Source organism: Sorangium sp. So ce834 (assembly GCF_051521425.1).
Lineage (GTDB): Bacteria > Myxococcota_A > Polyangia > Polyangiales > Polyangiaceae > Sorangium > Sorangium cellulosum_D.
Genome location: NZ_CP150351.1, coordinates 2,761,815 through 2,788,077, shown reverse-complemented (window position 1 = coordinate 2,788,077; position 26,263 = coordinate 2,761,815). Strand labels below are relative to the sequence as shown.

Sequence of the window (26,263 nt, the reverse complement as noted above, 5' to 3'; positions counted from 1 at the left end):
CTGGCGCGTAACCGCGCGAGCGCGGTCGTCCGCGGCGCCTTGGACATGCGTCCAGAGTATCGTACGTCAAGCGCGGCCTCCGCCGCCAGAAGACGCGCGGGGTGCGCCGTCGGCGGGGGCGGCCCCCCACCCTACCCTACTCGCGGATCTGCTGGGACAGGTACGCGGTCTCGCCAAGCTTCTCGATTAGGCCGATTTGCGTCTCGAGCCAGTCGATGTGCTCCTCCTCGGACTCGAGGATCTTGGCCAGGAGCTCCTCGGAGGTGCGATCCCCCTTGTCGCGGCAGAGGGCGATCGCCGTGTTGAGCCGCTTGACCGCGTTGTACTCGAGCTCGAGGTCGCTCTTGAGCTGCTCCGGCACGGTCTGCCCGATGTGAAGGGTGTCCAGGCGCTGCAGGTTGGGCAGCCCTTCCAGGAAGAGGATGCGATCGATGATCGCGTCGGCGTGCTTCATCTCGTCGATCGACTCGGCGCGGCCGCGCGCGGCGAGCGTGACGAAGCCCCAGTGCGCGCACATCTTCGCGTGCAGGAAGTACTGGTTGATCGCGACGAGCTCCGCCGCGAGCACCTCGTTCAACGCGTCGACGACATCTTTCGCACCCTTCATCGGACCCTCTCGCGCTCGTGCCTGTCGTGCTCGCCCCGCCGGCGACGGCGAGGAGGCGCCGGCTGGAGCGCCAGCGCCCAGGTCACATGCGCAAGGTCCGCGGAAGCGCGCAAGAAATTTCTAAGGAAAGGTCGCCGGTCCCCACCAGAGAAACCGGAGCGCAGCGGCGATCCAGAGAATCAGGCTGCGCTGGAGACCGGCGCCATCGTGAGGCGGCGCGGGGCGGAGACGGGCTCGCCAGCGCCGACGAGCTTGGCGATCGTCGGCTGGCAGGAGCCGCACCGCGTACCGGCCCCCGTGCACTCCATCACCTCGGCCACGGAGCAGGCCCCCTCGTTCACCGCTTCGCGAATCTCTCGATCACAGACGCCCATGCAGAGGCACACGTACATGCAGAACCCCCGGCTACGTTCAAACGGGTAGGTTGATATTGAACATAGCTTTCAATATCGACGCGTCAAGCGCGAATGTTTCGTGGGCGGATCGCCGAGCCGGCTCGGGGCTCGGCCGCTCGGGGCTCGGCGCCCCCCGGCGCCGGAGGGCGGCGCCGGCGCAGCGAGAAGAAGGGCCGCCGGACGGGGGTCGGGCCGACGACGGACGCCGCCGGGCAGCGCCGTGGGAGGAAGCGGGCGACGCGCGGAGCTGGAGGGCGCGGTGAGGACGCGGTGAGGACGCGCGGGGACGCGGTGAGGACGCGCGGTGAGAACGCGGGGACGCGGCGGGATCCCCGGGGCCGGGGCCGCCGCGCCGGGGTCACATCGTGAGACCGCCGTCGACGTCGATGCAGCGGCCGTTGAAGTACTCGCACTCGATCACGAAGCGCACGGCCTGCCAGATGTCCTCGGGCACGCCGATGCGGCCGACCGGGATCATGGCGACCAGGGCGTCGCGCGCCTTCTGGTTCATGCCCTGCGTCATCGGCGTCTCGATCATGCCGGGCGCGACCGCGCCCACGCGGATGCCGAACGGCGCGAACTCGATCGCCCAGGTCTTCGTGTTCGCCGCGAGCGCGCTCTTCGCGGCGGTGTAGTTCGACTGGCCGCGGTTGCCGTGGCGCGCGATGGAGCTGATGTTGACGATGACGCCCTTCTGCTCGGTCTCGACCATCTTCGCGACGACCTCGCGGACCATGAGCGTGGCGCCCGTCAGGTTGACGTCGATGACGGCCTGCCACTGCGCCGCGCTCAGCTTGACGACCGCGCCGGTCTGGCGGTCCTTCTTGACCAGGAGGCCGTCCCGCAGGATGCCGGCGTTGTTCACGAGACCGTTCAGGCCGCCCATGGCCCCGTGCGCGAAGCGGACGAACGCCTCGACCTCCGCCTCCACCGCCACGTTGAACGGCCGCGCGTGGATCTTCCCGGGGAGCCCCTGGCTCGCCTCGACCAGCGACGCGAGCCCCTCCTCGTTCACGTCGCCCGCGGCGACCTGGCCCCCGAGCTCTGCGAGCCGCAGCGCATAGTGGCGACCCAGCCCCTGGGCGGCGCCTGTGACGACAAACTTCGTGTCCTCGAGTCGCATGATCGCATTCCTCCGAGGGATCGCTCCCGGCCACTGTCTCGAAGGCGCGTCTACCACAGCGCCGCCCCCCGGCGGCGGACGACGTCGCGGCGCGCCCCGCTCCCGCCGCGCCGAGCGCGGGTAGCCGCTTGCGCCGGGTCGCATCGATGTTATTCAGCGCCCATGAGGTCGATCGCGCTCGCCGCCGCCGTGTGCGCCGGCATCCTGACCCTCGCGCCGGCCTGTGACCGCGCGCCCCCCGTGCCCGAAACCTCCGATCCGACCGGCAAGGATCTGGTCGTCGGCGCCGTGGTCGCGGCCACCGAGAAGAGCGGAGGGATCCGCATCTACAAGATCGTCGAGATCGAAGACCTGCCCGCGCCGTTCGGAAGAGACCTGCACATGATCGCCTACGATCCCAAGGTGCAGACCTTCCAGGAGGCCGCGGAGCTCCGCCACAAGCGGAAGCTGACCGTCGCGAAGGACTACATGATGGTCCGCCTCGTTCACTTCATGCCGCGCGACCACCGGGTGATCAGCAACGAGCCGGTCACCGACGAGGAGCGGGCCCCGTACCTCCGCTCGGTCCAGAGCCGGCAGCGATAACGGCCATCCGTCGAGGGGAACGAGAGGGGAAACGACGCGCCGGCGCGCCCGCGGGGGAGCGGCGCGTCAGCGGATCGCGCGGAGCAGCTCGCCGAGCCGCGCGATCGCCTGGCTGTGCAGGCGGCTCGCCCAGCTCTTGCTGATCCCGAGATCCTGCGCGATCTGATCGAACCGCTCGTCGTCGAAGTAGTGGCGCTCGACGAGGGCGCGCTCGCGCTCGGGGAGCTCGCGCACGGCGTGCCGCACGGCCTGCGCGAGCTCGGCGGCGGAGGCGCGCTCCTCGGGGCTGTCGGCGGCGTCCGGGATTGCAGCGACGTCGCCCTGGGCCGAGAGCAGGCCGAGCGCCATCGCGGCCGCGTGCCCGGCGAGCAGGCCGCCGAGCCGCGCGGCGTAGTCCTCCTGCGTGGCCGGCGCGCCGGCGTCGTCGTCCACCCCCCGCCCCTCCGCGAACCGCGCCGACGCGGCCAGCGCGCTGGCCCGCGCCGCCGCAGATCGCCAGCGCGTCTCCCGCCGGATGCCGTCGAAGATCGCCCAGCGGATCTTCCGCTTGGCGTACGCCTCGAACGAGGATCGGCCTGGATCGTACGTCCGCACCACCTCGAGCAGCGCCGGATGCCCGAGCGCGACGAGGTCCTCGACCGGGATGCGGCGGCCCAGGCGGCGCGCGATGCGCTTCGCGACCAGCTGGAGCAGATCGAGCCCCTCGGCGAGCAGCCGGTCTTCCGGAGTGCGCACCGCTAGCCCGCCTTGGCGCGCCCCGCTGCGCCGAGCACCCCGAACGCCCGCTCGCCGCTCTCGTCGACCTCGCGCGGGTGCGCGCGCCGGAGCAGGCGGATCGCCTCCTCGTCGTGCAGCAAGACCTCCGCGAGCTGCTCGCGCATCCACGCGACCTCGTGCGCCGGCAGGCGACCCACGTAAGGCGCCACGGCGGCGTCGACCTGAGCGGCGATCCAGGGGTCGTCGAGGAGCGAAGGGTCCATGCGAGGGCGCATTATATCCGCATCGCGCGCGCCGTCATCCGGCGCACGCGACGCGGAGGCGTCACTTGGCCGGCGGCGGCGCGCCGAGGCAGGCCTCGAACGCCCTGACGCTCCGCGCGTCGAACGCGCACTTGAGCGACCTCGGATCCACGTGCTTGCCGACGTTCTGCTCGCACGACTGCGCGTACTGCTCCCCGAGGGTGGCCGCGACGGCGTCGATCCTCTTCTCGGTCTCGCCCCGCTGCTCCGGCGTCAGCTTGGCGCTCAGCGCCGCAACCTGCTCCGAGCGCGTGAGCACCGTGAGCTGCTTGCCGAGCTCGACGCAGTCGCCGTGCATGAGCGCGTAGTCGTCGGGCACCGAGTCGTCGCGCCGCGGCGCCGCCGGCGCGGCGGACGGCGTCGCCCGAGCGGGCTCCGCCTCCTGCGCCTCGGCGTCCAGGGCAGCCTCCGGCGCGGGCTCGGCCCCCTTCGCTGGCTCCTCCAGCCGCGCGGGCTCGGGCTGCTCGGCCGGAGGTGGCGGAGCCCCGCCGCACCCGAGCAGAAACATCGTCAGCGGACCCGTGATCAAGAAAAGAGCTCTCCCCATGCGATGAGGGTTGATCGGTTCGCGCCGTGCGTCCACGCCGCGCCGGGCGCCCTCGGCGCTGGTGCGCCTGTGACGCAGTGACGCAGTGACGCAGTGACGCATGTTCATCGGTCGAGCGGTCGCTCGTCTCGCCTTCCTCGAGGGTGCACGGGGAGGGTGCACGGGCCGCCTTGGCAGGCTCCGTGCAGGGCGCACCGAGGCGACAGGCCAGCCTTGCCGGCGACGTCGCCTGTCCGCGCGGAGGCGGGCCATGCGGTCGCTCTGGATTGTTCTCGTCCTGGTGCTCGGCTCGGCGCTGCTGCTTCAAGTGGTGGTGGCGTCCGATGGCCGCATCCCGTACGCGCGCTTCCGCTCGCTCGCGGAGAGCGGAGAGCTCGCCGAGGTCGAGATCCGGGACGGCGTGTACATCGGGCGAGCGGTGCCCGGCCTCGGCGCGAGCGCACCGCAGAGCTACCGCACGGGGCGCATCGAGCAGACCGAGAAGGATCTGCTCGCCGCCCTCGACCGGCGCGGAATCCCGTACACGCGCGCCGCGGACGAGCGAGGGCTGCTGCCGTACCTCTGGCTGGCGCTGCCCCTCACCGCGCTGCTCGCGATGGTCCACCTCGTGTCGCGCCGGTCGACGGCGGCGGGGAACGTCTCGGGCGCCGCGACCGCCTTTGGCAAGAACAAGGCGCGGCTCTACGAGGAGCGAGGGGCGGCGGTGACGTTCCGCGACGTCGCGGGCAGCGCCGAGGCGAAGGCCGAGCTCGGCGAGATCGTCGACTTCCTCAAGGCGCCCGAGCGCTACGAGAAGCTCGGCGGCCGGATGCCGCGGGGGGTGCTCCTCGTGGGGCCGCCCGGCACGGGCAAGACGCTGCTGGCCCGGGCGATCGCGGGAGAGGCGAGCGTCCCCTTCTTCAGCGCGTGCGGGTCGGAGTTCGTGGAGATGTTCGTCGGCGTCGGCGCCGCGCGCGTGCGCGATCTCTTCTCCCAGGCGCGCGAGAAGGGGACCTGCCTCGTGTTCATCGACGAGCTCGACGCGGTCGGCAAGGCCCGCGGCATCGGCGGCTCCGTCGGCGGCCACGACGAGCGCGAGCAGACGCTGAACCAGCTCCTGACCGAGATGGACGGGTTCGACGTGCGCGCGGCCATGGTCGTGATCGCCGCGACGAACCGCCCCGAGATCCTCGATCCGGCGCTCCTCCGGGCGGGGCGGTTCGATCGCCGGGTGCACGTCGATCGGCCCGATCTCGCCGAGCGGCGGGAGATCCTGGCGGTGCACGGGAGGAAGGTGGCGCTCGACGCGGATGTGGATCTCGACGCCGTGGCCGCGCAGACCGCGGGGCTCGTCGGGGCCGACCTCGCGAACATCGTCAACGAGGCGGCGCTGCTCGCGGCGCGGCGCAGGGCGGCCGCGGTGGGGCAGATCGACCTGGAGGCCGCGGTCGAGCGCGGGCTCGCGGGGCTCGAGCGGCGGGGCCGGCGGCTCGGCGCGCACGAGAGGCTCGTGGTCGCCTACCACGAGGTGGGGCACGCGCTGACGGCGACGCTGCTGCCCACACAGGACCCGGTGCGCAAGGTGTCCATCGTGCCGCGCGGGCCAGGGGCGCTCGGGTACACGATGCAGCTGCCGCGGGAGGACCGCTACCTGTGGAGCCGGCAGGAGATCCTCGACCGGCTGGTCGTGCTGCTCGGCGGGCGCGCCGCCGAGGCGGAGGCCGTCGGGGACCTGTCGACCGGCGCGCAGGACGACCTGCTCAACGCGACGGAGCTGGCGCGCCGCATGGTGCGCGAGCTCGGCATGGGCCAGGGGGTCGGGCTCTCGGCGCTGGAGCCGCGCCGGCCGCTGTCGTTCCTCGGCGAGCCGCGGGGCGCGCTCCCGCCCGGGGCGGGGCGGGAGTGCAGCGACGCCACCGCGCGCGAGATCGACGCGGAGGTCGCGCGGATCCTCTCGGACGCGGAGGCGCGGGCGCGCGCGATGATCTGCGGGCACCGCGCGACGCTCGAGCGCATCGCCGCGAGGCTCTACGAGGTCGAGACCCTGAGCGGCGACGAGCTCAGGGCGATGATGGCGCGAGGCGACGCGTGAACCGGGCGCTCAGTCGACGCTCCGCAGGGCGCGGGACAGATCGAAGCCCGCGGCGTCGTGGTGATAGACGACGCGGAGCACGCGGCCGCGGACGAGCTCGCGCGGCACCGCGCCCATCGCCCGGCTGTCGAGCGACGCGGCGCGGTTGTCGCCCATCACGAAGAGGTGGCCCGGCGGCACGACGACCGGCCCGAACGCCTCGAGATCGGGCTCGCCCGCCGCGTGCGTGACCGGGCCGAGGTGCTCGACCCGCGTGCCGTCCCCGAGCTCCTCGATCGCCTGCGCCGCGCCGTCGACGTACAGCACGCCGCGCCGGAGCATCACCGTCTGCCCGGGGAGCGCGATCACGCGCTTGACGAGGAGGGTCGAGCCGCCGCGCGGATCCGCGAAGAGCACCACGTCGCCGGCGCTCGGCCCGCTGCCCTCGAACAGGTAGCGATCCGTGAGCGGGACGCGGAGCCCGTAGGCGACCTTGTCGACCAGGATGCGATCGCCGGGGGCGATCGTCGGCCACATCGAGCCGGTGGGCACGTGGTACTGGTCCGCGAGGGTCGAGCGACCCAGCGTGAGGATCGCGAGGGCCGCGAGGACCTTGAGGAGGTTGCGGCCGAGCGGCGCGACGGTCTGGTAGGCGCGCCGCGCGAACGCGCGATCGGATCGGGGCATGAACACGCCGGCCTTGGCGGGCTCGAGGCACGCTGTCGCCGCCTCCGCCGCCGGCTCGGGGGAGCTCTGCTCGCTCATCGCTGGCGGGGCTAGCATCCGCGCCGGAGACAGGCCAGCTTCGCTGCATGCACGGCTGTACTTCGTCGACTGCATCATTCTCCCGAGCTCTGGGCCGCCTCACACTCTGCGGCTCAATGTCGCTTCATCCGGTATCGACAGGCGCCGCCATGCACCTCGCCGGCTACCGCGCGCTGGGGCTCGATTTTACCTATATCCCTTTTGCGGTGACCGATGTTGAGGGAGCGCTGCGCGGGATGCGGGCGCTCGGGATCCGCGGCCTCGGTGTGTCGATGCCCTACAAGCAGGCGGTAATTCCGTTGCTGGACGAGATCGATCCCATCGCCGCGCGGATCGGCGCGGTGAACACGATCGTCAACGACGGCGGGCGCCTCCGGGGGTACAATACCGACTGGATCGGCGCGGCGCGGGCGCTCGAGGAGGCGGCGCAGCTCGGGGGCGCGCGGGTGCTGCTCCTCGGCGCGGGGGGCGCGGCGCGCGCGGTCGCGTTCGGGCTCGCGGAGCGCGGCGCCCGCGTCACGATCGCGAACCGAGATCTGGAGAAGGCGCGGCAGCTCGCGGCGGCGGTCGGCGGGACGGCCGTGCCCCTCGACGAGCGGGCGCTCACGCCCGACCACGACGTCCTCGTCAACGCGACCTCGCGCGGCATGGCCGAGGTCGACCCGCGGAGCCCCGTCCCGGAGGAGGCGTTGCGGGAGGGTCTCCTGGTGATGGATATCGTGTACAAGCCGATGATCACGGCGCTCGTGGAGGCGGCGCGGCGGCGCGGGGCCACCGCCGTTCACGGCGGGAGGATGCTCCTCCACCAGGCGGCAGAGCAGTTCCGGCTGTACACCGGGCGCGAGCCGCCGCTCGACGCCATGGACGAAGCGCTCCGCGCTCAGCTCGGCTGATCCGCGCCGGCTCGCGCCGTCCGCGCGCCGGCGGGGACGGGCGGCGCGCGGCGAGCTCTGTTGTACGCCCGGCGCGCGGCGTCCGGAGCAATGGCCAAGCGCGAGCGCCACGCGTAGGCTTCTCCCGATGATCTCGTTTGAAATACGCGCAGCCGTGACCGGCGACGAGGAGCAGCTCCTCTATGTCGCGCGCCACCTGAACTCGGTCAACCTGCCGAACAACCGTGACGCAATCCACGAGATCGTCGCCGAGAGCCACCGGAGCTTCAGCGGGGCCATCCAGGACCCCCGCCTGCGCCAATACGTCTTCGTGCTCGTCGACCTGACGAAGGGCGACAGGGGCATGATCGTCGGCACGTCGATGATCATCGCGCAGCTCGGCCGGCGCGGCGTCCCGTACATCTATTTCGACGTGCTCGACGAGGAGAAGTACTCGGCCACGATCGACAAGCACTTCCACCATACCGTGCTGCGCATCGGCTACTCGTACAATGGACCGACGGAGATCGGCGGACTCGTGCTCATGCCGGACTACCGGCAGGGGCCCGAGCGGCTCGGCACGATGATCTCGTATGTTCGCTTCCTCTACATGGCCGCGCGGCCCGACCTGTTCCAGGAGGAGATCCTCGCGGAGCTGATGCCGCCGCTCGAGCCGGATGGAACAAGCCACCTCTGGGAAGCGCTGGGGCGCAAGTTCACCGACATGAGCTATGCCGAGGCGGACCTCCTCTCCAAGAAGAACAAGGAGTTCATCAAGGGGCTCTTCCCCGAGGGGACCCTCTACGCCTCGCTGCTGCCCGAGGACGCCCAGCGCGTGATCGGAAAGGTGGGGTCGCAGACCCGGGGCGTGGAGAAGCTCCTGCGCCGCATCGGCTTCCGCTACGCCCACAGGGTCGACCCGTTCGACGGCGGGCCGCACTTCACCGCCCGCATGGACGAGATCTCCCTCGTGAGCGACACCCGCCGGGCCAAGGCAGGCCGCCCGTTCGCGCCGAGCCCGTCGGACCCGAAGGGCATCGTCGCGCTCGAGCGCCCAGACGCCCCCTATTTCCGCGCGGTCGCCGCGCACTTCCGCGACGAGGGAGAGCGGGGCCTGGCGATCGCCGAGGACGCCTGGCGCCACCTCGCGCTGGAGCCCCGCGCGCCGATCTGGGTCCTGCCCATGCCGTGAGCGACGCCGCCGCGCGCTCCGACCGGGACGCGCAGACCAAGCGGGCCGGGCCGCCTTGCATTTCGACGATTCTGTTGCTACAGAATTAACAGAAGTTTTCGCGAGGGGCTCGGACGACCATGACCCTGGGATTGGACCTCGATTTCAGGCGCTGGCCCGCGCTGGAGCGGCTGGAGCGGAAGGAGCGCTGGCCCGGGACGGCGCAGCAGGCGGAGGGCGGCGCGGGGAGCGCGCCTGCGGCAGGGGGGCGGCCGGGCGCGGAGCCGGCGCTCTCGGAGCGGGAGCTGCGCGTCGCCGCCGCGCTCGCCGAGGCGGCGATGCCGCCCGGCCGCTTCCTCGAGGGCGCCGGCGCGGCGACCGCCGCCCGCCTCGCGGCCTTCCTGTCGACGATCCCACCGCACCTGGCGCAGGGGCTGCGCGCGGCGCTGTGGGCGATCGAGCTCGCGCCGGTGCCGACGCGGCTCAGGCCGCTGTCGGCGCTGCCGCTCGAGGAGCGGATGGAGGTGCTCCGCGGCTTCGAGCAGAGCCGGGCGCTGGCGCTGCGCTCGCTGCTCCGCGCCGTGCTCACGCCGCTCCGGTTCCTCCACTACGACCGGCCCGAGATGTTCGAGCACGTGGGCTGCCGCTACGAGCTGCCCACGGTGCGCGACGAGAGCCCCCGCTGGCTGGCGCAGGTGACGAACGGGCGCGAGGTCGAGGAGGACCTGGAGCTCGAGTGCGAGGTGCTCGTGATCGGCACCGGGGCCGGCGGCGCGGCCGCCGCCTACGAGCTCGCGTCGCGGGGGCACGCGGTCCTGATGCTGGAGGAGGGCGACTACCACCGCCGCTCGAGCTTCACCGGCCGGCCGGCGCGCGCGTACCGGGAGATGTACCGCGACCACGGGCTCGACATGGCGATCGGCAACGTGGGGATCCCGGTGTTCGCGGGGCGCGCCGTCGGAGGGAGCACCGTGATCAACTCCGGGACCTGCTACCGCGCGCCGGAGAGCACCTTCGCCTCCTGGCGGGACGGCGTGGGGCTGCCCGCGGAGTTCTCGTCCGAGGGGCTCGCGCCCTACTACGAGCGCGTCGAGCGGATGCTCCAGGTCGCCCCCGCCGATCCGCTGCACCTCGGGGCGATCGGGCCGATCATCCGGCGCGGCGCGGAGCGGCTCGGCCTCCAGCACGGGCCGCTCCAGCGCAACGCGCCGGACTGCGACGGACAGGGGATCTGCTGCTTCGGCTGCCCGACCGGGGCCAAGCGCTCGACCGACGTGAGCTACGTGCCCGAGGCGCTGAAGCGGGGCGCGCAGCTCATCACCGCGGCGCGCGTCAGGGCGATCGACGTCGTGGCGGGCCGCGCGCGCGGGGCGACGGCCGTGCTCGGCGGCGACACGAGGGCCGGCGGAGGCGGCCGCGCGGCCGGCGGCGCGAGGCGGCGGCGGCCGCGGCTCGTGGTCAAGGCGGAGGCCGTCGTGGTGGCCGGCGGCGCGCTGATGACGCCGCTCTTGCTGCGCCGGAGCGGGGCGTGCCTCTCGAGCGGCATGCTGGGGAAGAACCTGTCGATCCACCCGGCGTCCAAGGTGATGGCGCTCTTCGACGAGCGGGTCGACCAGTGGCGAGGCATCCCGCAGGGCTACCAGATCGATCACTTCGCCGACGAAGGGCTGATGTTCGAGGGCGGCTCGCTCCCGTTCGACGTCGCCGCGCTGGCCGTGCCGTGGACGGGGCGGCGCTACACCGAGCTCATGGAGCGGTACCCGCACCTCGCGACGTTCGGGTTCATGATCAAGGACACGAGCCGCGGCGAGGTGCGGCCCGGGCTCGGCGGCACGCCGCTCGTGCTCTACACGATGAACCCGGAGGACGTCGCGAGGATGCAGCGCGGGATCGAGCTGCTCTGCGAGGTGTTCCTGGCCGCGGGGGCGCGGCGCGTGCTGCCGCTCGTCGCCGGCTGCGACGAGGTGAACGGCCCGGAGGACCTCGAGCGGCTCAAGGGGCGGCAGATCAAGGCCGGGGACATCGACGTGGCCGCGTTCCACCCGCTCGGGACGTGCCGCATCGGCGTCGATCCGCGGTCGTCGTGCCTCGGGCCGGACCACCAGGCGCACGACGTCGCCGGGCTCTACGTGTGCGACGGGAGCGCGATCCCCTCGTCGCTCGGCGTGAACCCGCAGATGACCATCATGGCCATGTCGCTGCGCGCGGCCGAGCTCCTGAGCGAGCGGCTATCCGGCTGAGCCGCCGCGGTACCCGGCGGCCGCGGCGCGCTCGCTGCCGATGCGGTCGCTCTCGATGGCCCCGTCGCGCATCGTCACCACGCGCGGCATCGACTCGGCGAAGCTGAGGTTGTGCGTCACCACGACGACCGTGGTGCCGTGCTTGCGGTTCATCTCGAAGAACAGCTGGTGGATCGAGTCGCTCGTCGCGGTGTCGAGGTTCCCGGTCGGCTCGTCGGCGAGGAGCAGCTTCGGCGACAGGACGAGCGCGCGCGCCAGGGCCACCCGCTGCTGCTCGCCGCCCGACAGCTCGCCCGGCCGGTGCGTCGCGCGCGCGGCGAGCCCGACCTCGGCGAGCAGCGCGCGCGCGAGCGGCTCCATCTCGCGGCGGGTCTTCCCCTGGATGAGGCCGGGCATCATCACGTTCTCGACCGCGTTGAACTCGGGGAGCAGGTGGTGGAACTGGAAGACGAAGCCGATCATCCGGTTCCGGATCGCCGCGAGCCGCGAGCTCGGCATGCCGGTGAGCTCGTCGCTGCCGAGGCGGATGCGGCCGCTCGTCGGGAGGTCCAGCGTGCCGATGCAGTGGAGGAACGTGCTCTTGCCGGCCCCGGAGGGGCCCACGAACGCCACGACCTCGCCCTGGTTGATCACGATATCGATGCCGCAGAGCACGTGGAGCTCGCGCCCCATGTGAACGAACGTCTTGCGGAGATCTTCGACGACGACGAGCGGAGTGGACATGGAGGGGTTTACTCGTAGCGGAGCCCGTCGACCGGAGAGAGCTTCGAGGCGGCGCGGGCCGGGTAGAGGGTGGCGATCGTGCAGATGAGCAGCGCCGCGACCGCGACTATCGCATAGTCGGAGCCGTTCACGTTCACGGGCAGCCGGTCGATGTAATAGACGTCCGGATCGAGCCGGACGCCGAACCAGGACAGGCCCGTGCAGACCGCCAGCGCGGTGCCGACACCGTAGACGGTGCCGATCGCGCCGATGATGACGCCCTCGAGCATGAACACGCGCATCACCGCGCTGTCCGAGGCCCCGAGCGCCTTCAGGACGGCGATCTCCTTGCCCTTCTCCGTCACCATGAGGAGCAGCGTGCAGACGATGCAGAAGCTCGCGACCGCGATGGCGATGGACAGGATGATGAACGTCGCGATCTTCTCCAGCTTGAGCGCGCTGAAGAGGCTCTTGTTGCTCTCGATCCAGTCGCGGACGCGGAGCTGCGGGGGCGGCTTGCCGCCCTCGGGCGCCTCGTCGAGCGCGGCGCTCGCGGCGACCGCCGCCTCGACGGCCGGGCGGACATCCTGCACCCGCTCGGGATCCGGGATCCGGATGTCGATGTGGGTGATCTTGTCCTCGAGGCCGAAGAACTTCTGCGCCTCGTCGAGCAAGACGTACGCGTGCGAGACGTCGTACTCGTACATGCCGCTGTAGAAGATCCCCGCGACGCGGAACTTGCGGGAGCGCGGCATCACGCCGGTGGGACCGAGCTCGCCCACCGGCGAGAGGAGGGTCACCTCGTCCCCGACGAGCACGTGGAGCGACTTCGCGAGCTCGCGGCCGATGACGACGCCCGGGTACACGCGCGTCTGCCGCTTCAGGTAGTCGCGCACCGACGGGTCGACGTCCGGCGGCTGGCGGAAGTCGGGCCCCTTGAAGTACGGCTCCCCGCCCGGGCCCCGGCCGATGATCTCCTCCGGCGGCAGGCTCGTCAGCTTCTCGGGATCGCGCAGGTAGTCGAAACTGCCGACCTCGATGTTCTTCTTGAGATCGATGACCTGCCCGATCGTGTCCGGATCGATGCCGCGGACGATGGCGCCGGCGGTGTTCGAGGCGCTGGAGCCCATCGCCTCGCCGGCCGCGACCGGCGTCGCCGCGCCCCCGTAAGGAGCGAGCGCGACGCGCACCTTGGTGAGCTTGTCGTCCCAGTTGCCGAAGCCGCCGGGCCGGGTGGCGTCGACGACCATGTGCGCGTTGTTGCCGAGGATCTTGCGCTTCAGGTCGGCGCCGAAGCCGCCCATGATGCTCGTCACCGAGCACAGGGAGCACGAGCTGACGGCGACCCCGGCCATCGACAGGACCGAGATGACCGTGAGAAAGCCGCTCTTCGAGGCGCGCACGTGGCGCGCGCCCACGTGGGGCACGAAGCTCCGGCGCTCGAGCGCGTCGAGGGCGAGCGGCAGGAGCGCCGACAGCACGAAGAACAGGAAGACCGTGCTGGAGACGAGCGCGGCGAAGCGGATGATCTGATCGGTGGGGTTGTGCGACGCGAACCGCCCGACGGGCATCCTGGCCGTGAGCGCCGCGGTGACGGCGAACGTCACGCCCACGAGCGCGCCCCACCACCAGCCGAGCGCGCGGTAGAGCCCCTTGCGGACGGGGCGGGTCCCGGCGATCGCGTAGCCCACGCCCGCGGCGATCAGAACCCCGGCGAGGAGCCATTTCAGGGTCGGATGGAGCGGAAGGACCGCGAGCCAGACGACGGCCACCGCGAGCGCGGCCACGAGGCAGATCACGCCCAGCGCCCTGACGAACGCGCGGACCTTGGGCCCTCGCGCGCCGAACACCCGCCAGCCGAGGCCGGTCGCGGTCACGAGCAGCAAGGCGACGCCCGCCCCGGCCAGCGCGCCGAGGGCGCCGCCGATCATCTCGGGGTTGCTGGCGACGACCACGCCGACGAGCCCGAGGGCCTTCGCGCCCCCGCCGGACGTGACGAGCGTGAGCGCCAGCAGGCCGCCGCCCGCGAGCGCGAGCACGAGCCCGACGCGGGCGACGACGGGGCGCCGCGGCTCCAGCTCGCCCTTCTTGTCGAAGCGGGTGTAGCCGCGCCAGGCGAGCAAGAGGACACCCAGCGCGACGGCGGCGAGCAGCGCGGCCTGCAGGGGTCGGGAGAGCTCGATCACGCGTCGGTCTCGGGGCGGAGGAGGGGGAACAGGATGACGTCGCGGATGGATGTCGCGCCGGTGAGGAGCATCGCCAGGCGATCGATCCCCATGCCGAAGCCCGCCGTCGGCGGGAGGCCGTGCTCCAGGGCGCGGACGTAGTCGGCGTCGTAATCCATCGCCTCCTCCTCGCCCCGCGACTTCTTGGCGACCTGCGCGCGGAAGCGCGCGTCCTGGTCCTCGGGGTCGTTGAGCTCGCTGAAGGCGTTGCAGAGCTCGCGGCCCTCGATGAAGAGCTCGAAGCGGTCGACCAGCGAGGGATCGCTGTCCTTCTTGCGCGCGAGCGGGGAGACCTCGAAGGGATAGTCGATGATGAAGACGGGGACGCTCTTGTCGCCCGCCTCGGTGCGGTAGTCCTTCGTGAGGAACGGCTCGACGACGTACTCGTAGGCGCAGAAGACGAGCTCGCCGGGCGACTCGCACTTCTTCGCGCCCGCGCGGAAGTTCGTCCAGTCGATCTCGCGCCCGCTCGCCTTGGCGGCCTTCGCCCACTCCTTGATCGGCGCGTCGTCCGCGGCGACGCGCTGCGGGACGTCGGCGGGGAGCCCCGCCTTGGCCAGGGCGCGGGCGAGCCCCTCGGCCATGGGGACGCGCGCGAAGCGCTCGAGCGAGAACGCGCGCTGGGAGGCCCAGGCCGCGTGCTCGGCCGGGAGCCGCTCGGCGAGGCGGGCGTCGACGTGGCGGAGCATCGCCTCGGTCGCGTCCATCAGGGTCTCGTACGTCGCGTACGCCTGGTAGTACTCGAGCATCGTGAACTCGGGGTTGTGCCGCGTCGACAGCCCCTCGTTCCGGTAGCAGCGCGCGATCTCGTAGACGCGCTCGAAGCCGCCGACCACGAGCCGCTTCAGGAAGAGCTCGGGCGCGATGCGCATGAAGAGCTCGAGATCGAGCGCGTTGTGGTGGGTCTTGAACGGCTTCGCGGCCGCGCCGCCGACGAGCGTGTGCATCGTCGGGGTCTCGACCTCGAGGAAGCCGCGCGCGTCGAGGAACTCGCGCAGCGCGGCGACGATCGCGCTGCGGGCGCGGAAGACCCCCGCCACGTGCGGGTTGGCCACGAGGTCGACGTACCGCATGCGGTAGCGCGACTCGACGTCCTTGAAGCTCGTCTTGGTCGGCAGCGGGCGGTAGGCCTTCGTGAGCAGCCGGAGGCGCTCTGCGCGGATCGAGAGCTCCCCCTTCTGCGTGGCCATCGCGACGCCGTGGGCCTCGACGAAGTCGCCGAGATCGATGTCCTCCAGCCGCTCGAAATCGGCGAGGCCCCCCTGCTCGCAGTAGAGCTGGAGCTCGCCGGTCCGATCGCGCAGCCGTACGAAGGTGACGCCGCCGAACGAGCGCACGAAGAGGACCCGGCCCGCGACGCGGAACGGGATCGGCTCGACGCGCGCCGGGTCGTAGCGGTCCACCGTCGGCGCGGCGGGCCGGTCCGGCGCCGCGCCCTCCGGCCTGGGCTCGGCCGCGGCCCGCGCCGCGTCGAAGCGGGCGCGGACGGCGGCGAGCTCGGTGAGCGGCTCGCCCGTCGTGACGTCGTTGGCGAACGGGTTCTCGCCGCGGGCGCGGAGGCGGGCCGCCTTCCCCTTGCGGGTGGCGATCAGCGTCTCCTCGGCGCGCGCGGCCTCGGCGGCCTCTTTCGCTAGCCGCTCGCTCTTCTTGTCGTTCGGTCGGTCTTTTTGCTGGCTCACGGAGCGTCGTCCTCCGCGACCGAGCCGCCCTTCCTGAGCGAGCCGCCGGCCGCGGCGAGCAGATAGGCCTCGATGAAGCCCTCGAGATCGCCGTCGAGGACGGCGTCCACGTCGGTGGCGTCGGTGGAGGTGCGGACGTCCTTGACGAGCCGGTAGGGCGCGAGGACGTAATTCCTGATCTGGCTGCCGAAGTTGATGGCGCTCTTCGCGGCGTTGTAGGCCTGGACCTCGGCCTCCCGCTTCTGGAGCTCCATCTCGTACAGCTTGGCCTTGAGGACCTTCATCGCCATCGCGCGGTTCTGGTGCTGGCTGCGCTCGGCGCGGCAGACGATGTTGAGGCCGGTCGGGATGTGGCGCAGGCGAACGGCGGTCTCGACCTTGTTCACGTTCTGCCCGCCCTTGCCGCCGGCGCGCATCGTCGTGATCTCGATGTCCTTCTCGTTGACCTGGATGTTGATCTCGTCGTCGCTGTCCGGGGTGACCTCGACGGCGGCGAACGCGGTCTGGCGCGTGTGATCGGCGTTGAACGGGCTCATCCGCACCAGGCGATGGACCCCTGCCTCGGAGCGCAGGTACCCATAGGCGGCGTCGCCGGTCACCGTGAAGGTCACGGCGTCGATCCCGGCCTCGTCGCCGTCCTGGTAGTCGATGATCTCCGTCTTGTAGCCCCGGCGCTCGCAGAAGCGCAGGTACATGCGGAGGAGCATGGACGCCCAGTCCTTCGCGTCGGTGCCGCCGGCGCCCGGGTGGATGCTGACGATGGCGTTGCCGCGGTCGGCGGGGCCGGACAGCATGCGATCGAGCTCGGCCTTCCGCAGGCGCGCGGCGATGGCGTCGGCCTGCGCGTCGGCGTCGGCGATGACGCCCTCGTCGCCCTCGGCGGCGCCGAGCTCGAGGTACTCCGAGAGATCCTCGATCTCGCGGCCGAGCTTCTGCGCCATCTCGAGCTTCGACTCGACCTGGGCGCGCTTGCGGAGGACGGCTTGGGCTTTTTCCTGATCGTTCCAGAACCCGGACGACAGCGTCGTCTGGGTCAGGTCCTGGAGCATCCGTTCGAGCTTAGGGACGTCAAAGATGCCCCCTTAGCGCCTCAAAGCGCCGTTTGATGTCCAGGACTTTCTCGCGGGTCTCGGAGAGCATGGCCGGGGATCTATTCGATCTGGGCGGCGATCGCCAGGAGAGACCGCCCCGCGCGCGGCGGCCGCGGCGGCCCGCGCCGCGGCCGCCGGCGGCTCAAGCCGGGGTCGGCCCGGGGACAGGCCGCTGGAAGGCCCGACGGATCGCGGGCCACGATCGCCGAGATCTCCTCGCTCGGCGCGAGCCCGCCACCACGTCTCGGATCGTCCTCAGGGAGATCGGCGGAGGCGCCGCCGGGCTGCTCAGCGCACCGTCGAGGTAACGGCCCAGGAGCTCGGTCAGCGCCACGGCGGTGATCGCGTTGGAGAAGAGACCGGCGACCGGGACGAGGCCGAGCGTGAAGTTGGCGAAGAGCCGCACAGCCGCTCCGCCCCAGATGATCTTGCTCACCTGAAGCCACGGAGCCCGGAGGAGCGGCACGCCCCGCGCCCGCGTCAGCGACACGGAAAAGCAGTAATGGATGGGAACCACGATCAGCTCGTCTGCGCCGGGAATGGGCTGCGTGACGAAGCTCACCACCGCCGTGATGGCGGAATACTTGTTGGTCAGTCGGCGGATCTTCGGTTCCATCGACAATATATACGGCGCGGCGTTGGCCACCGGGAGGCCGGACGAGCCCGCTGGGCCCTGCCCGCGACGCGCGAAGTCGAGGACGAACCGCGCTCGACCGGGGCGCAGCGCGGGAGTCGCCGCGGCCCCGATCGCGGGTCTCGGCGCTCTGTACGAGCGCGCGGCGAAGCGAGATCTCCCCGGAGCAACTCTGCAGATCGGCGGTTCGAGCCAGCGCGAGCCGCGGGGAGCCCGATCCCCGCTCTCCCCTGGAAGGCGGCGTCTCCAGCGCCGCCGGCGCTACGGATCGAGCCCTTCCCTGCAGGCGGCCCTGAGCTCGGCGAGCGCGGCGACGAGCGACTCCCGCTCGCTGCGCCACGCCGGCGACGCGTCCTCGGCGTCGCGCTGGCGGAGGTGCTCGCGGGCCTCGTCCCAGAGCGGGCGCGACGGCTCCAGCGGGGGCACGCGCCGGCGCACGGCGTCCGTCAGGCGGAGCACGCGCTCGACGCGGGACAGCGCCTCGCCGAGCGGCACCTCGCCCGCGTTGCAGCGCCGGAGCAGGCCGCACTCGTAGCTGCTGCACACGGAGAAGCGCGTCTCGTAGACGGTGCACTTCCGGTCGCGGTGGCACGGGCACGGCAGCCTGAAGGCGTCGTGGTACTGGTTGCACGCGAGCGGCAGGCGCAGCTTCTCGGCGAGCGGGAGCTCGTGCTCCTCGAGCGGCGCGACGTCGAAGAGCAGCCCCGTGCAGCACAAGCCACACGCGGTGCACAGGTCCGAGCCGCTCGGCCGCGCCTCGGGGATCTCGCTCGCCGGGGGAGAGCTCACCCGCCTCGATTGGCACGCGCGCGGCCGCGCGTCGAGCCGATCGAGGCGAGCGCGACTCAGCGCAGCGCCCCGTCCTCCGCGCCCTCGAGGACGATCTCGCGCAGGTGATCGAGCCCGACCGAGCCCGAGCCGATCATCTTGGCGTGAAACGCCTTCAGATCGAAGGCCTCGCCCTGCCGGCGCCGCAGCTCCTCGCGCAGCTCCAGGACGACCCGCTCGCCGACCTTGTACGAGATCGCCTGCCCCGGCCAGCCGAGATAGCGCGTCGCCTCGCTGTGCGCGAGATCCAGCGCGAGGAAGGCGCGCCGGTGGAGGTACTCGACCGCGATCTCGTAGCTCCACGGCTCCCCGGCGTGGAGCGGGGCGTGCCGGGGGATCGGCAGGTCGAGGTGCATGCCGATGTCGAGGACGACGCGGTAGGCGCGCGTGAGCTTGCCCGCGAGCATCCCGAGCACGTAGTCGGGGCGCTCGAAGTAGCCGAGCTCGTACATCAGCTGCTCGGCGTAGAGCGCCCACCCCTCGGCGAAGCCGGAGCACGTCACCAGGAAGCGGTGGAGCCGGCTCAGCCGGTCCTCGAGGTGCACCTGGAGCGCGCACTGCAGGTGATGGCCGGGGAAGCCCTCGTGGTACGCCGTGGTGATCTCCTCGTAGAGCGGGAACCGCTGCTTGTCGCCGGCGGCGTACCAGACGGTGCCGGGCCGCTTGAAGCCGTCGCTCGGGGGCATGTAGTACGCGCCGAGCGCGCCGCCCGGCGGCGCCAGCTTCACCTCGATGTGGCGGATGGGCTCGGGGATGTCGAAATGGACGCCGTCGAGCTCGGCGAGCGCCTTCCGCTGGCGCTCGGACATGAGGCGGAGAAACTCGTCGGCGCTGTGCGCGCACCGGGCGGGCTCGGTCATGAGCAGCTCGATCACGTCGGGCAGCGACGCGCCGGGGAGGATCTCGCCGGCGAGGCGCGCCATCCGGGCCTCGATGTCGTGCACCTCGGACCACCCCCAGGCGTAGGTCTCGATCGGATCGATGGTCGCGCCGAGGAAGCGGCGCGCCATGCGCAGATAACGCTCCTCGCCCACGGCGTCCGCGGCGCGCGCGCTCGGCAGGTACGTCTGCTCCAGGAAATCGGCGAACGCGCCGAACGCGGCGCGCGCCCGCGCGACGCCGGCGGCGAGGCGCGCGCGGCCGGCGTCCGTGGCGCAGCCGGACGCCTCGTAGGCGGCGGGCAGCGTGAGGAAGAACGACGCCTCGCCGACCTGGTAGCGCGCCTGCTCGATGACGGCGCGCACCTGGCGGCGCGCGACGACCTGGCCCGTTCGGCGCCCCTCCTCCAGCGACGCCCGGTAGCCGTCGAAGGCCCGCGGGAGCCCCTCCAGGCGCGACGCGATGGCGTCCCAGCCGGCCGCGCTGCGCACGTCCATGAGGTCGAAGACCACCCGGAGGTGCTGGAACGCCGACTCGATGTTGTTGAGGTCGCGCAGGTGCTCGCCGTGACGGAAATCGTCGAGCCGCTCGTCCAGGTGATCGGCCATCACACGGCGTGCGAGGCGGCCCCACCGCGCCTCCGGCCCGCGACCCGGGGGCGGCAGCGCCCGGAGCCTCTCCTCGAAGGACGCGACGGTCGAGGCCCAGGACGCGGCGCCGCTCGGGCTCCAGTCGTTCCAGGCGCCGTCGTCGCACGGGATGCCCGCCAGGGTGGCGTGGGCAGGACATTGTGCGGCGAAGGTTGCGACGAACTCGTCGCTGAGGGCGAAGATAGGATCGCGCGCGTCGTGGTCTTGGCTCACCGCGACAGCATAGGCGGCCGCGCCCGGAATTTCTTCGTGCACGCGGGACGACCCGTCGGGTCTTCGTTACGCTTGCGGAGAGAGGCCGCTCACGGGGCGGCCCCGGGGAGCGACATGAACCACCGCAGCCTGAAAGGCGAGCTCCACGACGACGACGAGCGCCCGAGCGCCGCCCCTCTCTCGCGTCCCCGGCCGCGGCGGTCCCGCTGGCCGCGCCTCTCCGGGCTCCTCGCCGCGGCGGCGCTCGCGGCGCTCGGCTGCGCCGGCTCAGCAGGCCGCCCGGCGAGCTCGGCGCCCCCGCCCGCCGCGATGACGCCGGCCCAGATCGCGGCGCGCGCCACGCCCGCGGTCGTGACGATCCGCGGCGACGGCTCGCTGGGGGCGGGCTTCCTCGTCCGCGAGGACGGCTGGATCGCGACGAACTTCCACGTCATCGCCGGCATCCCGGATCTCAAGGTCGTCCTCTGGGACCAGAGCGAGCACCCGGTGCTCGAGGTGCTCGCGTTCGACGAGGACCGGGATCTCGCGATCGTCCGGATCCACGCGCCGCGGAAGCTCCCGCTGCTGCCCCTGGGCGACAGCCGCGCGGTGCGCCCGGGCGATCCCGTGGTCGCGATCGGGCATCCGCTCGGCCTCGCGGACACCGTGTCGAACGGCCTCGTGAGCGCGGTCCGCGTGGTCGATCCCGCGCTGACGCTGCTGCAGATCTCCGCGCCGATCGCGCCGGGCTCCTCGGGCGGGCCGCTGTTCAACGAGCGCGGCGAGGTGATCGGCGTCGCCGCCGCGGTGGCGACGCAGGGGCAGAACCTCAACTTCGGCGTGCCCGCCGACTACCTCAAGCTGCTGCTCGTGCGCCCCGACCCGGTCCCGCTCTCGACGTTCGCGGCCGAGACGGCCGACGACGAGCAGGCGCTGCCGGCGGTCAAGCGCTCGGTGCCCCACCACGCGATCGCGATCCTCCGCGGCTGCACCGAGGGGGATCTCCTCGTGCTGGCGCGGACGATGGACGGCGCCATCCAGGTCGGCTCGCCGCTCTACAACCAGGGGGATTTCGCGTCCTGCTATCACATCTACGAGGGCGCCTCGCTCGACATGGAGCGCCGGCTCGGCCCCTCGTGCCGGGGCCCGCGGCAGGCGCTCGCCGAGGGCCGCCGCAAGGCCGCCGGGCTCGACGACAACGCCGCGCAGGCCTGGGCGATGCGCGACGCGTTCGACGGTCTCTTGGATGTGATCCTGCGCAAGGTGCACGGCGACATGCAGTGACCGGCGCGTCGCGGGGAGCGCCGCGCGGGGTGGCGGCGCCGCGTCGCGGCAGCGACGGGGGCCGGGCGCGGCGCGCCGCGGCCCCCGAGCGCCGCCAGGCAGTGCGGCTAGTCGAGGTGCGCCCCCACCGGCCGGCCGCCCTCGTGCGCGATCGCGGCGCGCGCCGCGGCGCCGTGATGGCCCGCCGCGACGACCCCGTCGCCCGCCGGAGCGACGCCGCCCTCCCCCGCCCCGCGGGGCGCTTCCGGATCGTCGTTGCCCCGCATGAAGGGCAGGACCCGCTTCAGCCACGACGAGACGTCGTCGAAGAGCGAGTAGGCGACCGGGGTCGCGAGCAGCGTCAGCAGGAGCGCCATCGTCTGCCCGCCGATGATCACGAACCCGGTCGCGCGGTTGGTCCCCGAGCCCGCGCCGCTCGAGGCGACGAGCGGGATCATGCCGGCCACGAACGCGAGCGTGGTCATCAGGATGGGCCGGAGCCGGTCGCGGTTCGCCTCCAGGATCGCCTGCGCGCGCGGCAAGCCGTGCTCGCGCAGCTTGATCGTGTGATCGATCTGGAGGATCGAGTTCTTCTTCACGACGCCGAACAGCACGACGATGCCGAGCAGCGAGAAGATATTGAGCGACTGCCGGAAGATGATGACCGAGATGAACGCGAACGGCACCGTCAGCGGCAGCGACAGGAGGATCGTGATCGGGTGCAGCCACGACTCGAACTGCGCTGCGAGCACGAGGTACATGAAGACGAACGACAGGAGCAGCGCGACCAGGAAGCTCTTCATCATCTTGGCGAGCTCCTTCGACGCGCCGACGGGGCCGGCGGAGTAGCCGGGCGCCAGGTTCATCTGCGCCACCGCCTTGTCGAGCTCCTGGACGACCGTCTGCTGCGAGTAGCCGGCCTCGAGGTTGGCCATCAGCATGACCTGCCGCTGGCGGTTGTACCGCTCGATGCGCGACGGGCCCGTCCCCTCGTTGAACGTGACCACGTTGTCGAGCGTGACCGCGCCGAGCTTGGTCGACGGCACCGTGATCTTCGCGAGGCCCTCCTTGTCGGAGCGGAAGCTCGGCAGCGCGCGCGCGCGCACCTCGTACTGCTCCCCGCCCTCGTTGTAGGTCGACACCTTGTACCCGCCGACCAGGAGGCGCAGGGTGCTGGCCACGTCGCCGACCTGGACGCCGAGATCGGCGGCCTTCTTGCGGTCGATCTCCACCCGGATCTCCGGCTTGCCGACGAGCAGCGACGTGTCCGGATCCACGACGCCCGGCATCGCCTTGAGCTTCTGGAGCAGCGCGTCGGAGTACTGGCCGATCTTCTGGAGGTCGGGGCCCTGCACCTGGTACGCGATCTGCGCGCTCTGGCCGCCGGAGAACGCGGGCACGACGCCGATGCTCGCCCGGAGCTTCTCCGCGTCGAACTTCGGCTGGAGCTCGCGCCGGGCCCGGTCGATGAGGTCCTGCTGCGACAGCTCGCGCTCGCTCACGGGCTTGAGCTTCACGTAGATGTTGGCGAGGTTCGGCGTCTTCTGCGGATCGTCGCCGATCGTCGTCAGCGTGTAGCTCACGCCCGGGAGCTTCTCGATGTCCGAGGCGAGCCGCGTGGCGATGACGCGCGTCCCGTCGAGGCTCACGCCCTCGGGCGCGCGCATGGTGACCTGGAACTGCGACTCGTCCTCGACCGGGAGGAAGTTGAACTTCGCGAGGCCCCCGAGGACCGGGATCGAGAACAGGGCCAGGAACGAGGCGAGCACGATCACCCAGCGGTGCGCCATCGACCAGCGGAGGAGCGACATGTAGCCGCGCTCGATCGGCCCGTAGAAGCGCGACTCCTTGGAGCTGTGGGAGGCGTCCTTGTTCGGCTTCTTCAGCCACCGCGCCGACAGCATCGGCGTCAGGGTGAAGCTCACGATCAGCGAGACCAGGATCGAGAACGCCATGGTGAGGCCGAACGAGTTCAGGAAGCGGCCGACGATGCCGCTCATGAACGCGACGGGGAGGAACACCGCGACCAGCGAGAGCGTCGTCGCGAGCACCGCGGGGCCGATCTCCCGCGTGCCCTGGAGCGCCGCCTCCCACGGGCTCGCGCCCTTCTCCTCGATCCAGCGGTAGCAGTTCTCGAGGACGACGATCGCGTCGTCGATCACGATGCCGACCGCCAGCGTCAGGGCGAGGAGCGTGATCCCGTTGAGCGTGAAGCCCGCCACCCTCATCAGGGCGAACGTGGAGATGATGCTCGTCGGGATCGCGATCGCGGAGATCATCGTGCTGCGCGCGTTCGCGAGGAACAGCGCGACGATGATCGCGGCGAGCAGCGCGCCGAGCACGAGGTGCTCCTTGACGGCGTTGACCGAGTTCTTGATGAACTCCGATTGATCGCGCGCGATGACGATCTGGTAGCCCGGCGGGAGGCGCTTCTCGACGTCGCTGATCCGCGCCTTCAGGCCGTCGATGACCTCGACGGTGTTCGTCCCGCTCTGCTTGCGGATGCTGAGGAGCACGGCGGGGTCGAGCCCGCGGAAGCCGGCGGACTCCGGCTCCGCCATGCCGTCCTGGACCTCGGCGACGTCGCCGAGCCGGACGGAGTAGCCGTCGCGGTTCGCGAGCACGATGTCCGCCATCTGCTCGACCGACTGCACGCGGCCGCGCGTCCGCAGGGTGAGCGCCCTGCCCCCTTGCTCGATCCGGCCGGCGGGGATCTCGACGTTCTGGCTCGCCAGCGCCTGGGCCACCACGCCGCCCGTCAGCGAGTACTTCTCGAGCTTCTCCGGATCGATCCAGATGTTGATCTGGCGGCTGCGGCCGCCGATGACCAGCACCTGGCCGACGCCGGCGAGCGACTCCAGCTCGCGCCGCAGCGTCTTGTCGGCGAACTCGGTCACCTCGCGGACGCTCGCCTTCGGCGACGAGACGGCGAGCGTGAGGATCGGGGCGGCGTCCGGATCCAGCTTGCCCACGACCGGCGGATCGATGCCCTCGGGGAGCTCCGCGAGGATGCCCTCGACCTTGTCGCGCACCTCCTGCGCGGCCACGTCGACGTCCTTCTCGAGCTGGAAGGAGATCATGACCTGGCTGAGCCCCTCGACCGACGCGGAGCGCAGCTCGTCGATGCCGCTGATCGTGTTGACCGCCGACTCGATCTTGTCGGAGATCTCCGTCTCCACCTCCTCGGGCGCCGCGCCGGGGAGGACCGTCGTCACGACGATGAACGGGAACTCGACCTTGGGGAACCGGTCCACGCCGAGGCCGAAGTAGGAGAACGCCCCGAGCACCGTCAGGAGCAGGACGATCACCGACGCGAACACCGGCCTACGGATGCAGATTGCCGCGAGCCATTGCATGGTCGCTACCTTTCTTCAGTAATGAGACGCGCGGTGCGCTCGGCTCACTGCGCCGCCGCGATCTCGATGCCGTCCGCCAGCTCGCTCACGTTGTCGATCGCGACCTCTTCCCCGTCGGCGACCGGGCCGATCACCTCGACGAGGCCGTCGACCTTGCGCCCGGTCTTGACCAGCCGCTCCGTCACGCGATCGCCGGACCTCACGAACACGCGCGCGCTCGTCCCGGAGGTGCCGATCGCCGCCTCGGGCACGAGGAGCGCCGTTTTTGACTCGCCGGTCAGCGCCAGCTGACCCTGCGCGAAGAGGCCGGGCCGGAGCTTCCCCTCGCTGTTGTCGAACTCGGCCTCGACGGGCAGCGTGCGCGAGGAGGCCTTGAGGCTCGCGCCGATGCGCTTCACGACGCCCGGGAACGTGCGATTGGGGAAGGCGGCGACCGAGATGCGGACCGGCTTGCCGATCTCGATGCTCGCGATGTCCGCCTCGGGCACGTCGATGCGGAGCCGCAGCGGGTTGTCGCGGACCACGACCGCCACCACGCGGCCCGGGCTCGCGAACTCGCCGACGCTGATCCGCTTCTCGGCGACGGCGCCGTCGAACGGCGCGCGCACCGTCGTGTCGGACACCGACTTCGACGCGAGCCCCGCCTGCGCCTGCGCCGACGAGAGCGCGGCGACGGTCGCGCGGATGCCGTTGACCGCGGCCTCGTACTGCGCGGTCGCGTTCTGCGCCTGCGTGCGCGCCGCGTCCCAGGTCGACTGGGCGACGGCGCCCTGATCGAAGAGCTGCTTCACGCGCTCGGCCTCGGCCTTCGCGAGCTCCATGCTCTGCTTCGCGGCCCGGACCTCCGGCACCTGGTCGGGATCGATGTCCTTCGGCGACGCGCCCTGCTGCAGCGCGAGCTTGGCCCGGGCCTGCGCCACGGCGGCGGAGGCCGCCTGCGACTGGAGCGCCAGGTTGCGCGCGTCGAGCACGACCAGCGGGTCGCCCTTCTTGACCCGGGAGCCCACGTCGACCTCGACGCTCACGACCGAGCCGGCGACCTGCGTCGCCACCTCGCTGCTCTCGTCGGCGACGAGCGTGCCGCTGATGTCGAGCGTCTGCGGGAGCGCGCGCGTGGCCACCTTCCCGAAGCGCACGGCGGGCTTCTCGCGAGGCGCGGCGGTGTCGCGCGCGGGCGCGGGCTTCGCCTCCGCGTCCGGGCGCTTGCAGGCGGTCAGCGTGGTCGCCGCGAGCGCAGCGAGGAGCGCCGCGACGACGGCGGCGCGGGAGTGATTCGAGGCGGCGCTACGAGCGCCGAAAACCCGTCGAGCGATACGGCGCTCGGGTCCGCAAGGAGGATGTGTCATGGGGAGTCCGCCCGGTTCTTTGCCAGCGCCTGCCGGTGCGGTCC

The 26,263-nt window shown here is 71.9% G+C and carries 22 protein-coding genes; 6 read left to right on the top strand and 16 right to left on the bottom strand.

Annotation, left to right across the window (positions count from 1 at the left end; genetic code table 11):
* Nucleotides 1-136: 136 nt before the first annotated feature.
* From bfr to WMF20_RS09925, 3 genes are all read right to left on the bottom strand, one after another.
* Nucleotides 137-607: a bacterioferritin gene (gene bfr, locus WMF20_RS09935; protein WP_020734067.1), complete on the bottom strand. Its 471-nt coding sequence runs from the start codon at nucleotides 605-607 to the stop codon at nucleotides 137-139.
* A 179-nt stretch (nucleotides 608-786) separates the two neighbouring features.
* Nucleotides 787-999 (bottom strand): (2Fe-2S)-binding protein, encoded by a 213-nt coding sequence (locus WMF20_RS09930; protein ID WP_129574117.1) that lies wholly within the window; start codon nucleotides 997-999, stop codon nucleotides 787-789.
* Between the two features lie 361 nt (nucleotides 1,000-1,360).
* Entirely contained in the window at nucleotides 1,361-2,125 is a 765-nt protein-coding gene (locus WMF20_RS09925; RefSeq protein WP_129574116.1) for an SDR family oxidoreductase, read from the bottom strand.
* A 162-nt stretch (nucleotides 2,126-2,287) separates the two neighbouring features.
* On the opposite strand from WMF20_RS09925, the gene WMF20_RS09920 reads away from it, so the two are divergent.
* The gene (locus WMF20_RS09920) at nucleotides 2,288-2,710 is read left to right on the top strand and encodes a hypothetical protein (protein WP_437612711.1); all 423 of its coding nucleotides are present in this window, start codon (nucleotides 2,288-2,290) and stop codon (nucleotides 2,708-2,710) included.
* A 66-nt stretch (nucleotides 2,711-2,776) separates the two neighbouring features.
* On the opposite strand, the gene WMF20_RS09915 is transcribed toward WMF20_RS09920, so the two are convergent.
* From WMF20_RS09915 to WMF20_RS09905, 3 genes are all read right to left on the bottom strand, one after another.
* Nucleotides 2,777-3,445, bottom strand: a complete 669-nt coding sequence (locus WMF20_RS09915; protein WP_437612709.1) for a sigma-70 family RNA polymerase sigma factor — start codon at nucleotides 3,443-3,445, stop codon at nucleotides 2,777-2,779.
* Nucleotides 3,446-3,447: 2 nt separating this feature from the next.
* Nucleotides 3,448-3,690 carry a hypothetical protein gene (locus tag WMF20_RS09910; RefSeq protein WP_437612707.1) on the bottom strand — a complete coding sequence of 81 codons (243 nt, stop codon included), beginning with the start codon at nucleotides 3,688-3,690 and terminating at the stop codon, nucleotides 3,448-3,450.
* Between the two features lie 61 nt (nucleotides 3,691-3,751).
* Nucleotides 3,752-4,276 (bottom strand): hypothetical protein, encoded by a 525-nt coding sequence (locus WMF20_RS09905; protein ID WP_437612705.1) that lies wholly within the window; start codon nucleotides 4,274-4,276, stop codon nucleotides 3,752-3,754.
* Between the two features lie 250 nt (nucleotides 4,277-4,526).
* Here WMF20_RS09905 and ftsH point away from each other — a divergent pair, with 250 nt between their 5' ends.
* On the top strand, nucleotides 4,527-6,347 hold the full coding sequence (gene ftsH, locus WMF20_RS09900) for an ATP-dependent zinc metalloprotease FtsH (protein WP_437612703.1): 1,821 nt from the start codon (nucleotides 4,527-4,529) through the stop codon (nucleotides 6,345-6,347).
* A 9-nt stretch (nucleotides 6,348-6,356) separates the two neighbouring features.
* Here the strand turns inward: ftsH and lepB are convergent, their stop codons facing one another.
* Nucleotides 6,357-7,091, bottom strand: a complete 735-nt coding sequence (gene lepB / locus WMF20_RS09895) for a signal peptidase I (protein ID WP_437612701.1) — start codon at nucleotides 7,089-7,091, stop codon at nucleotides 6,357-6,359.
* A 116-nt stretch (nucleotides 7,092-7,207) separates the two neighbouring features.
* Between lepB and WMF20_RS09890 the strand changes: the two genes are divergently transcribed.
* The 3 genes from WMF20_RS09890 (at nucleotide 7,208) to WMF20_RS09880 (ending at nucleotide 11,374) form a co-directional block, all read left to right on the top strand.
* Nucleotides 7,208-7,984: a shikimate dehydrogenase gene (locus WMF20_RS09890; protein ID WP_437612699.1), complete on the top strand. Its 777-nt coding sequence runs from the start codon at nucleotides 7,208-7,210 to the stop codon at nucleotides 7,982-7,984.
* A gap of 127 nt (nucleotides 7,985-8,111) precedes the next feature.
* A complete protein-coding gene (locus WMF20_RS09885) occupies nucleotides 8,112-9,155 on the top strand; it encodes an arginine N-succinyltransferase (protein ID WP_129574108.1) in 1,044 nt (347 codons plus the stop codon).
* A gap of 119 nt (nucleotides 9,156-9,274) precedes the next feature.
* The gene (locus tag WMF20_RS09880; protein ID WP_437612697.1) at nucleotides 9,275-11,374 is read left to right on the top strand and encodes an FAD-dependent oxidoreductase; all 2,100 of its coding nucleotides are present in this window, start codon (nucleotides 9,275-9,277) and stop codon (nucleotides 11,372-11,374) included.
* Here the strand turns inward: WMF20_RS09880 and WMF20_RS09875 are convergent.
* The 7 genes from WMF20_RS09875 to WMF20_RS09845 form a co-directional block, all read right to left on the bottom strand.
* Nucleotides 11,363-12,097, bottom strand: a complete 735-nt coding sequence (locus WMF20_RS09875; RefSeq protein WP_129574106.1) for an ABC transporter ATP-binding protein — start codon at nucleotides 12,095-12,097, stop codon at nucleotides 11,363-11,365. The genes WMF20_RS09880 and WMF20_RS09875 overlap by 12 nt on opposite strands.
* A gap of 8 nt (nucleotides 12,098-12,105) precedes the next feature.
* The gene (locus WMF20_RS09870) at nucleotides 12,106-14,262 is read right to left on the bottom strand and encodes an FtsX-like permease family protein (protein ID WP_437612695.1); all 2,157 of its coding nucleotides are present in this window, start codon (nucleotides 14,260-14,262) and stop codon (nucleotides 12,106-12,108) included.
* Complete coding sequence (gene lysS, locus WMF20_RS09865; RefSeq protein ID WP_437612693.1) at nucleotides 14,259-15,980, bottom strand: lysine--tRNA ligase; 1,722 nt, start codon at nucleotides 15,978-15,980, stop codon at nucleotides 14,259-14,261. Before lysS ends, WMF20_RS09870 begins: the two co-directional genes overlap by 4 nt.
* A protein-coding gene (gene prfB / locus WMF20_RS09860; RefSeq protein ID WP_129574103.1) for a peptide chain release factor 2 occupies nucleotides 15,977-17,120 on the bottom strand; the annotation gives its coding sequence in 2 pieces (ribosomal slippage) (nucleotides 15,977-17,050 and nucleotides 17,052-17,120; 1,143 coding nt in all). Before prfB ends, lysS begins: the two co-directional genes overlap by 4 nt.
* A gap of 93 nt (nucleotides 17,121-17,213) precedes the next feature.
* Nucleotides 17,214-17,687 (bottom strand): hypothetical protein, encoded by a 474-nt coding sequence (locus tag WMF20_RS09855; RefSeq protein WP_129574102.1) that lies wholly within the window; start codon nucleotides 17,685-17,687, stop codon nucleotides 17,214-17,216.
* Nucleotides 17,688-17,966: 279 nt separating this feature from the next.
* A complete protein-coding gene (locus WMF20_RS09850; RefSeq protein ID WP_437612690.1) occupies nucleotides 17,967-18,494 on the bottom strand; it encodes a hypothetical protein in 528 nt (175 codons plus the stop codon).
* A gap of 56 nt (nucleotides 18,495-18,550) precedes the next feature.
* A complete protein-coding gene (locus WMF20_RS09845; RefSeq protein ID WP_437612688.1) occupies nucleotides 18,551-20,275 on the bottom strand; it encodes a DUF885 domain-containing protein in 1,725 nt (574 codons plus the stop codon).
* A 114-nt stretch (nucleotides 20,276-20,389) separates the two neighbouring features.
* On the opposite strand from WMF20_RS09845, the gene WMF20_RS09840 reads away from it, so the two are divergent.
* Nucleotides 20,390-21,538, top strand: a complete 1,149-nt coding sequence (locus WMF20_RS09840; protein WP_437612686.1) for a S1C family serine protease — start codon at nucleotides 20,390-20,392, stop codon at nucleotides 21,536-21,538.
* Nucleotides 21,539-21,645: 107 nt separating this feature from the next.
* On the opposite strand, the gene WMF20_RS09835 is transcribed toward WMF20_RS09840, so the two are convergent.
* Nucleotides 21,646-24,873 (bottom strand): efflux RND transporter permease subunit, encoded by a 3,228-nt coding sequence (locus WMF20_RS09835; RefSeq protein ID WP_437612684.1) that lies wholly within the window; start codon nucleotides 24,871-24,873, stop codon nucleotides 21,646-21,648.
* Nucleotides 24,874-24,917: 44 nt separating this feature from the next.
* Entirely contained in the window at nucleotides 24,918-26,009 is a 1,092-nt protein-coding gene (locus WMF20_RS09830; protein WP_437612682.1) for an efflux RND transporter periplasmic adaptor subunit, read from the bottom strand.
* Nucleotides 26,010-26,263: the final 254 nt, after the last annotated feature.

Excerpts from the sequence above, each read along its gene's own strand:
- bfr (WP_020734067.1), bottom strand. The coding sequence starts at position 607 with ATGAAGGGTGCGAAAGATGTCGTCGACGCGTTGAACGAGGTGCTCGCG.
- WMF20_RS09930 (WP_129574117.1), bottom strand. The coding sequence starts at position 999 with ATGTACGTGTGCCTCTGCATGGGCGTCTGTGATCGAGAGATTCGCGAA.
- WMF20_RS09925 (WP_129574116.1), bottom strand. The coding sequence starts at position 2,125 with ATGCGACTCGAGGACACGAAGTTTGTCGTCACAGGCGCCGCCCAGGGG.
- WMF20_RS09920 (WP_437612711.1), top strand. The coding sequence starts at position 2,288 with ATGAGGTCGATCGCGCTCGCCGCCGCCGTGTGCGCCGGCATCCTGACC.
- WMF20_RS09910 (WP_437612707.1), bottom strand. The coding sequence starts at position 3,690 with ATGGACCCTTCGCTCCTCGACGACCCCTGGATCGCCGCTCAGGTCGAC.
- WMF20_RS09905 (WP_437612705.1), bottom strand. The coding sequence starts at position 4,276 with ATGGGGAGAGCTCTTTTCTTGATCACGGGTCCGCTGACGATGTTTCTG.
- ftsH (WP_437612703.1), top strand. The coding sequence starts at position 4,527 with ATGCGGTCGCTCTGGATTGTTCTCGTCCTGGTGCTCGGCTCGGCGCTG.
- lepB (WP_437612701.1), bottom strand. The coding sequence starts at position 7,091 with ATGAGCGAGCAGAGCTCCCCCGAGCCGGCGGCGGAGGCGGCGACAGCG.
- WMF20_RS09890 (WP_437612699.1), top strand. The coding sequence starts at position 7,208 with ATGTCGCTTCATCCGGTATCGACAGGCGCCGCCATGCACCTCGCCGGC.
- WMF20_RS09885 (WP_129574108.1), top strand. The coding sequence starts at position 8,112 with ATGATCTCGTTTGAAATACGCGCAGCCGTGACCGGCGACGAGGAGCAG.
- WMF20_RS09880 (WP_437612697.1), top strand. The coding sequence starts at position 9,275 with ATGACCCTGGGATTGGACCTCGATTTCAGGCGCTGGCCCGCGCTGGAG.
- WMF20_RS09875 (WP_129574106.1), bottom strand. The coding sequence starts at position 12,097 with ATGTCCACTCCGCTCGTCGTCGTCGAAGATCTCCGCAAGACGTTCGTT.
- WMF20_RS09855 (WP_129574102.1), bottom strand. The coding sequence starts at position 17,687 with ATGGAACCGAAGATCCGCCGACTGACCAACAAGTATTCCGCCATCACG.
- WMF20_RS09840 (WP_437612686.1), top strand. The coding sequence starts at position 20,390 with ATGAACCACCGCAGCCTGAAAGGCGAGCTCCACGACGACGACGAGCGC.
- WMF20_RS09835 (WP_437612684.1), bottom strand. The coding sequence starts at position 24,873 with ATGCAATGGCTCGCGGCAATCTGCATCCGTAGGCCGGTGTTCGCGTCG.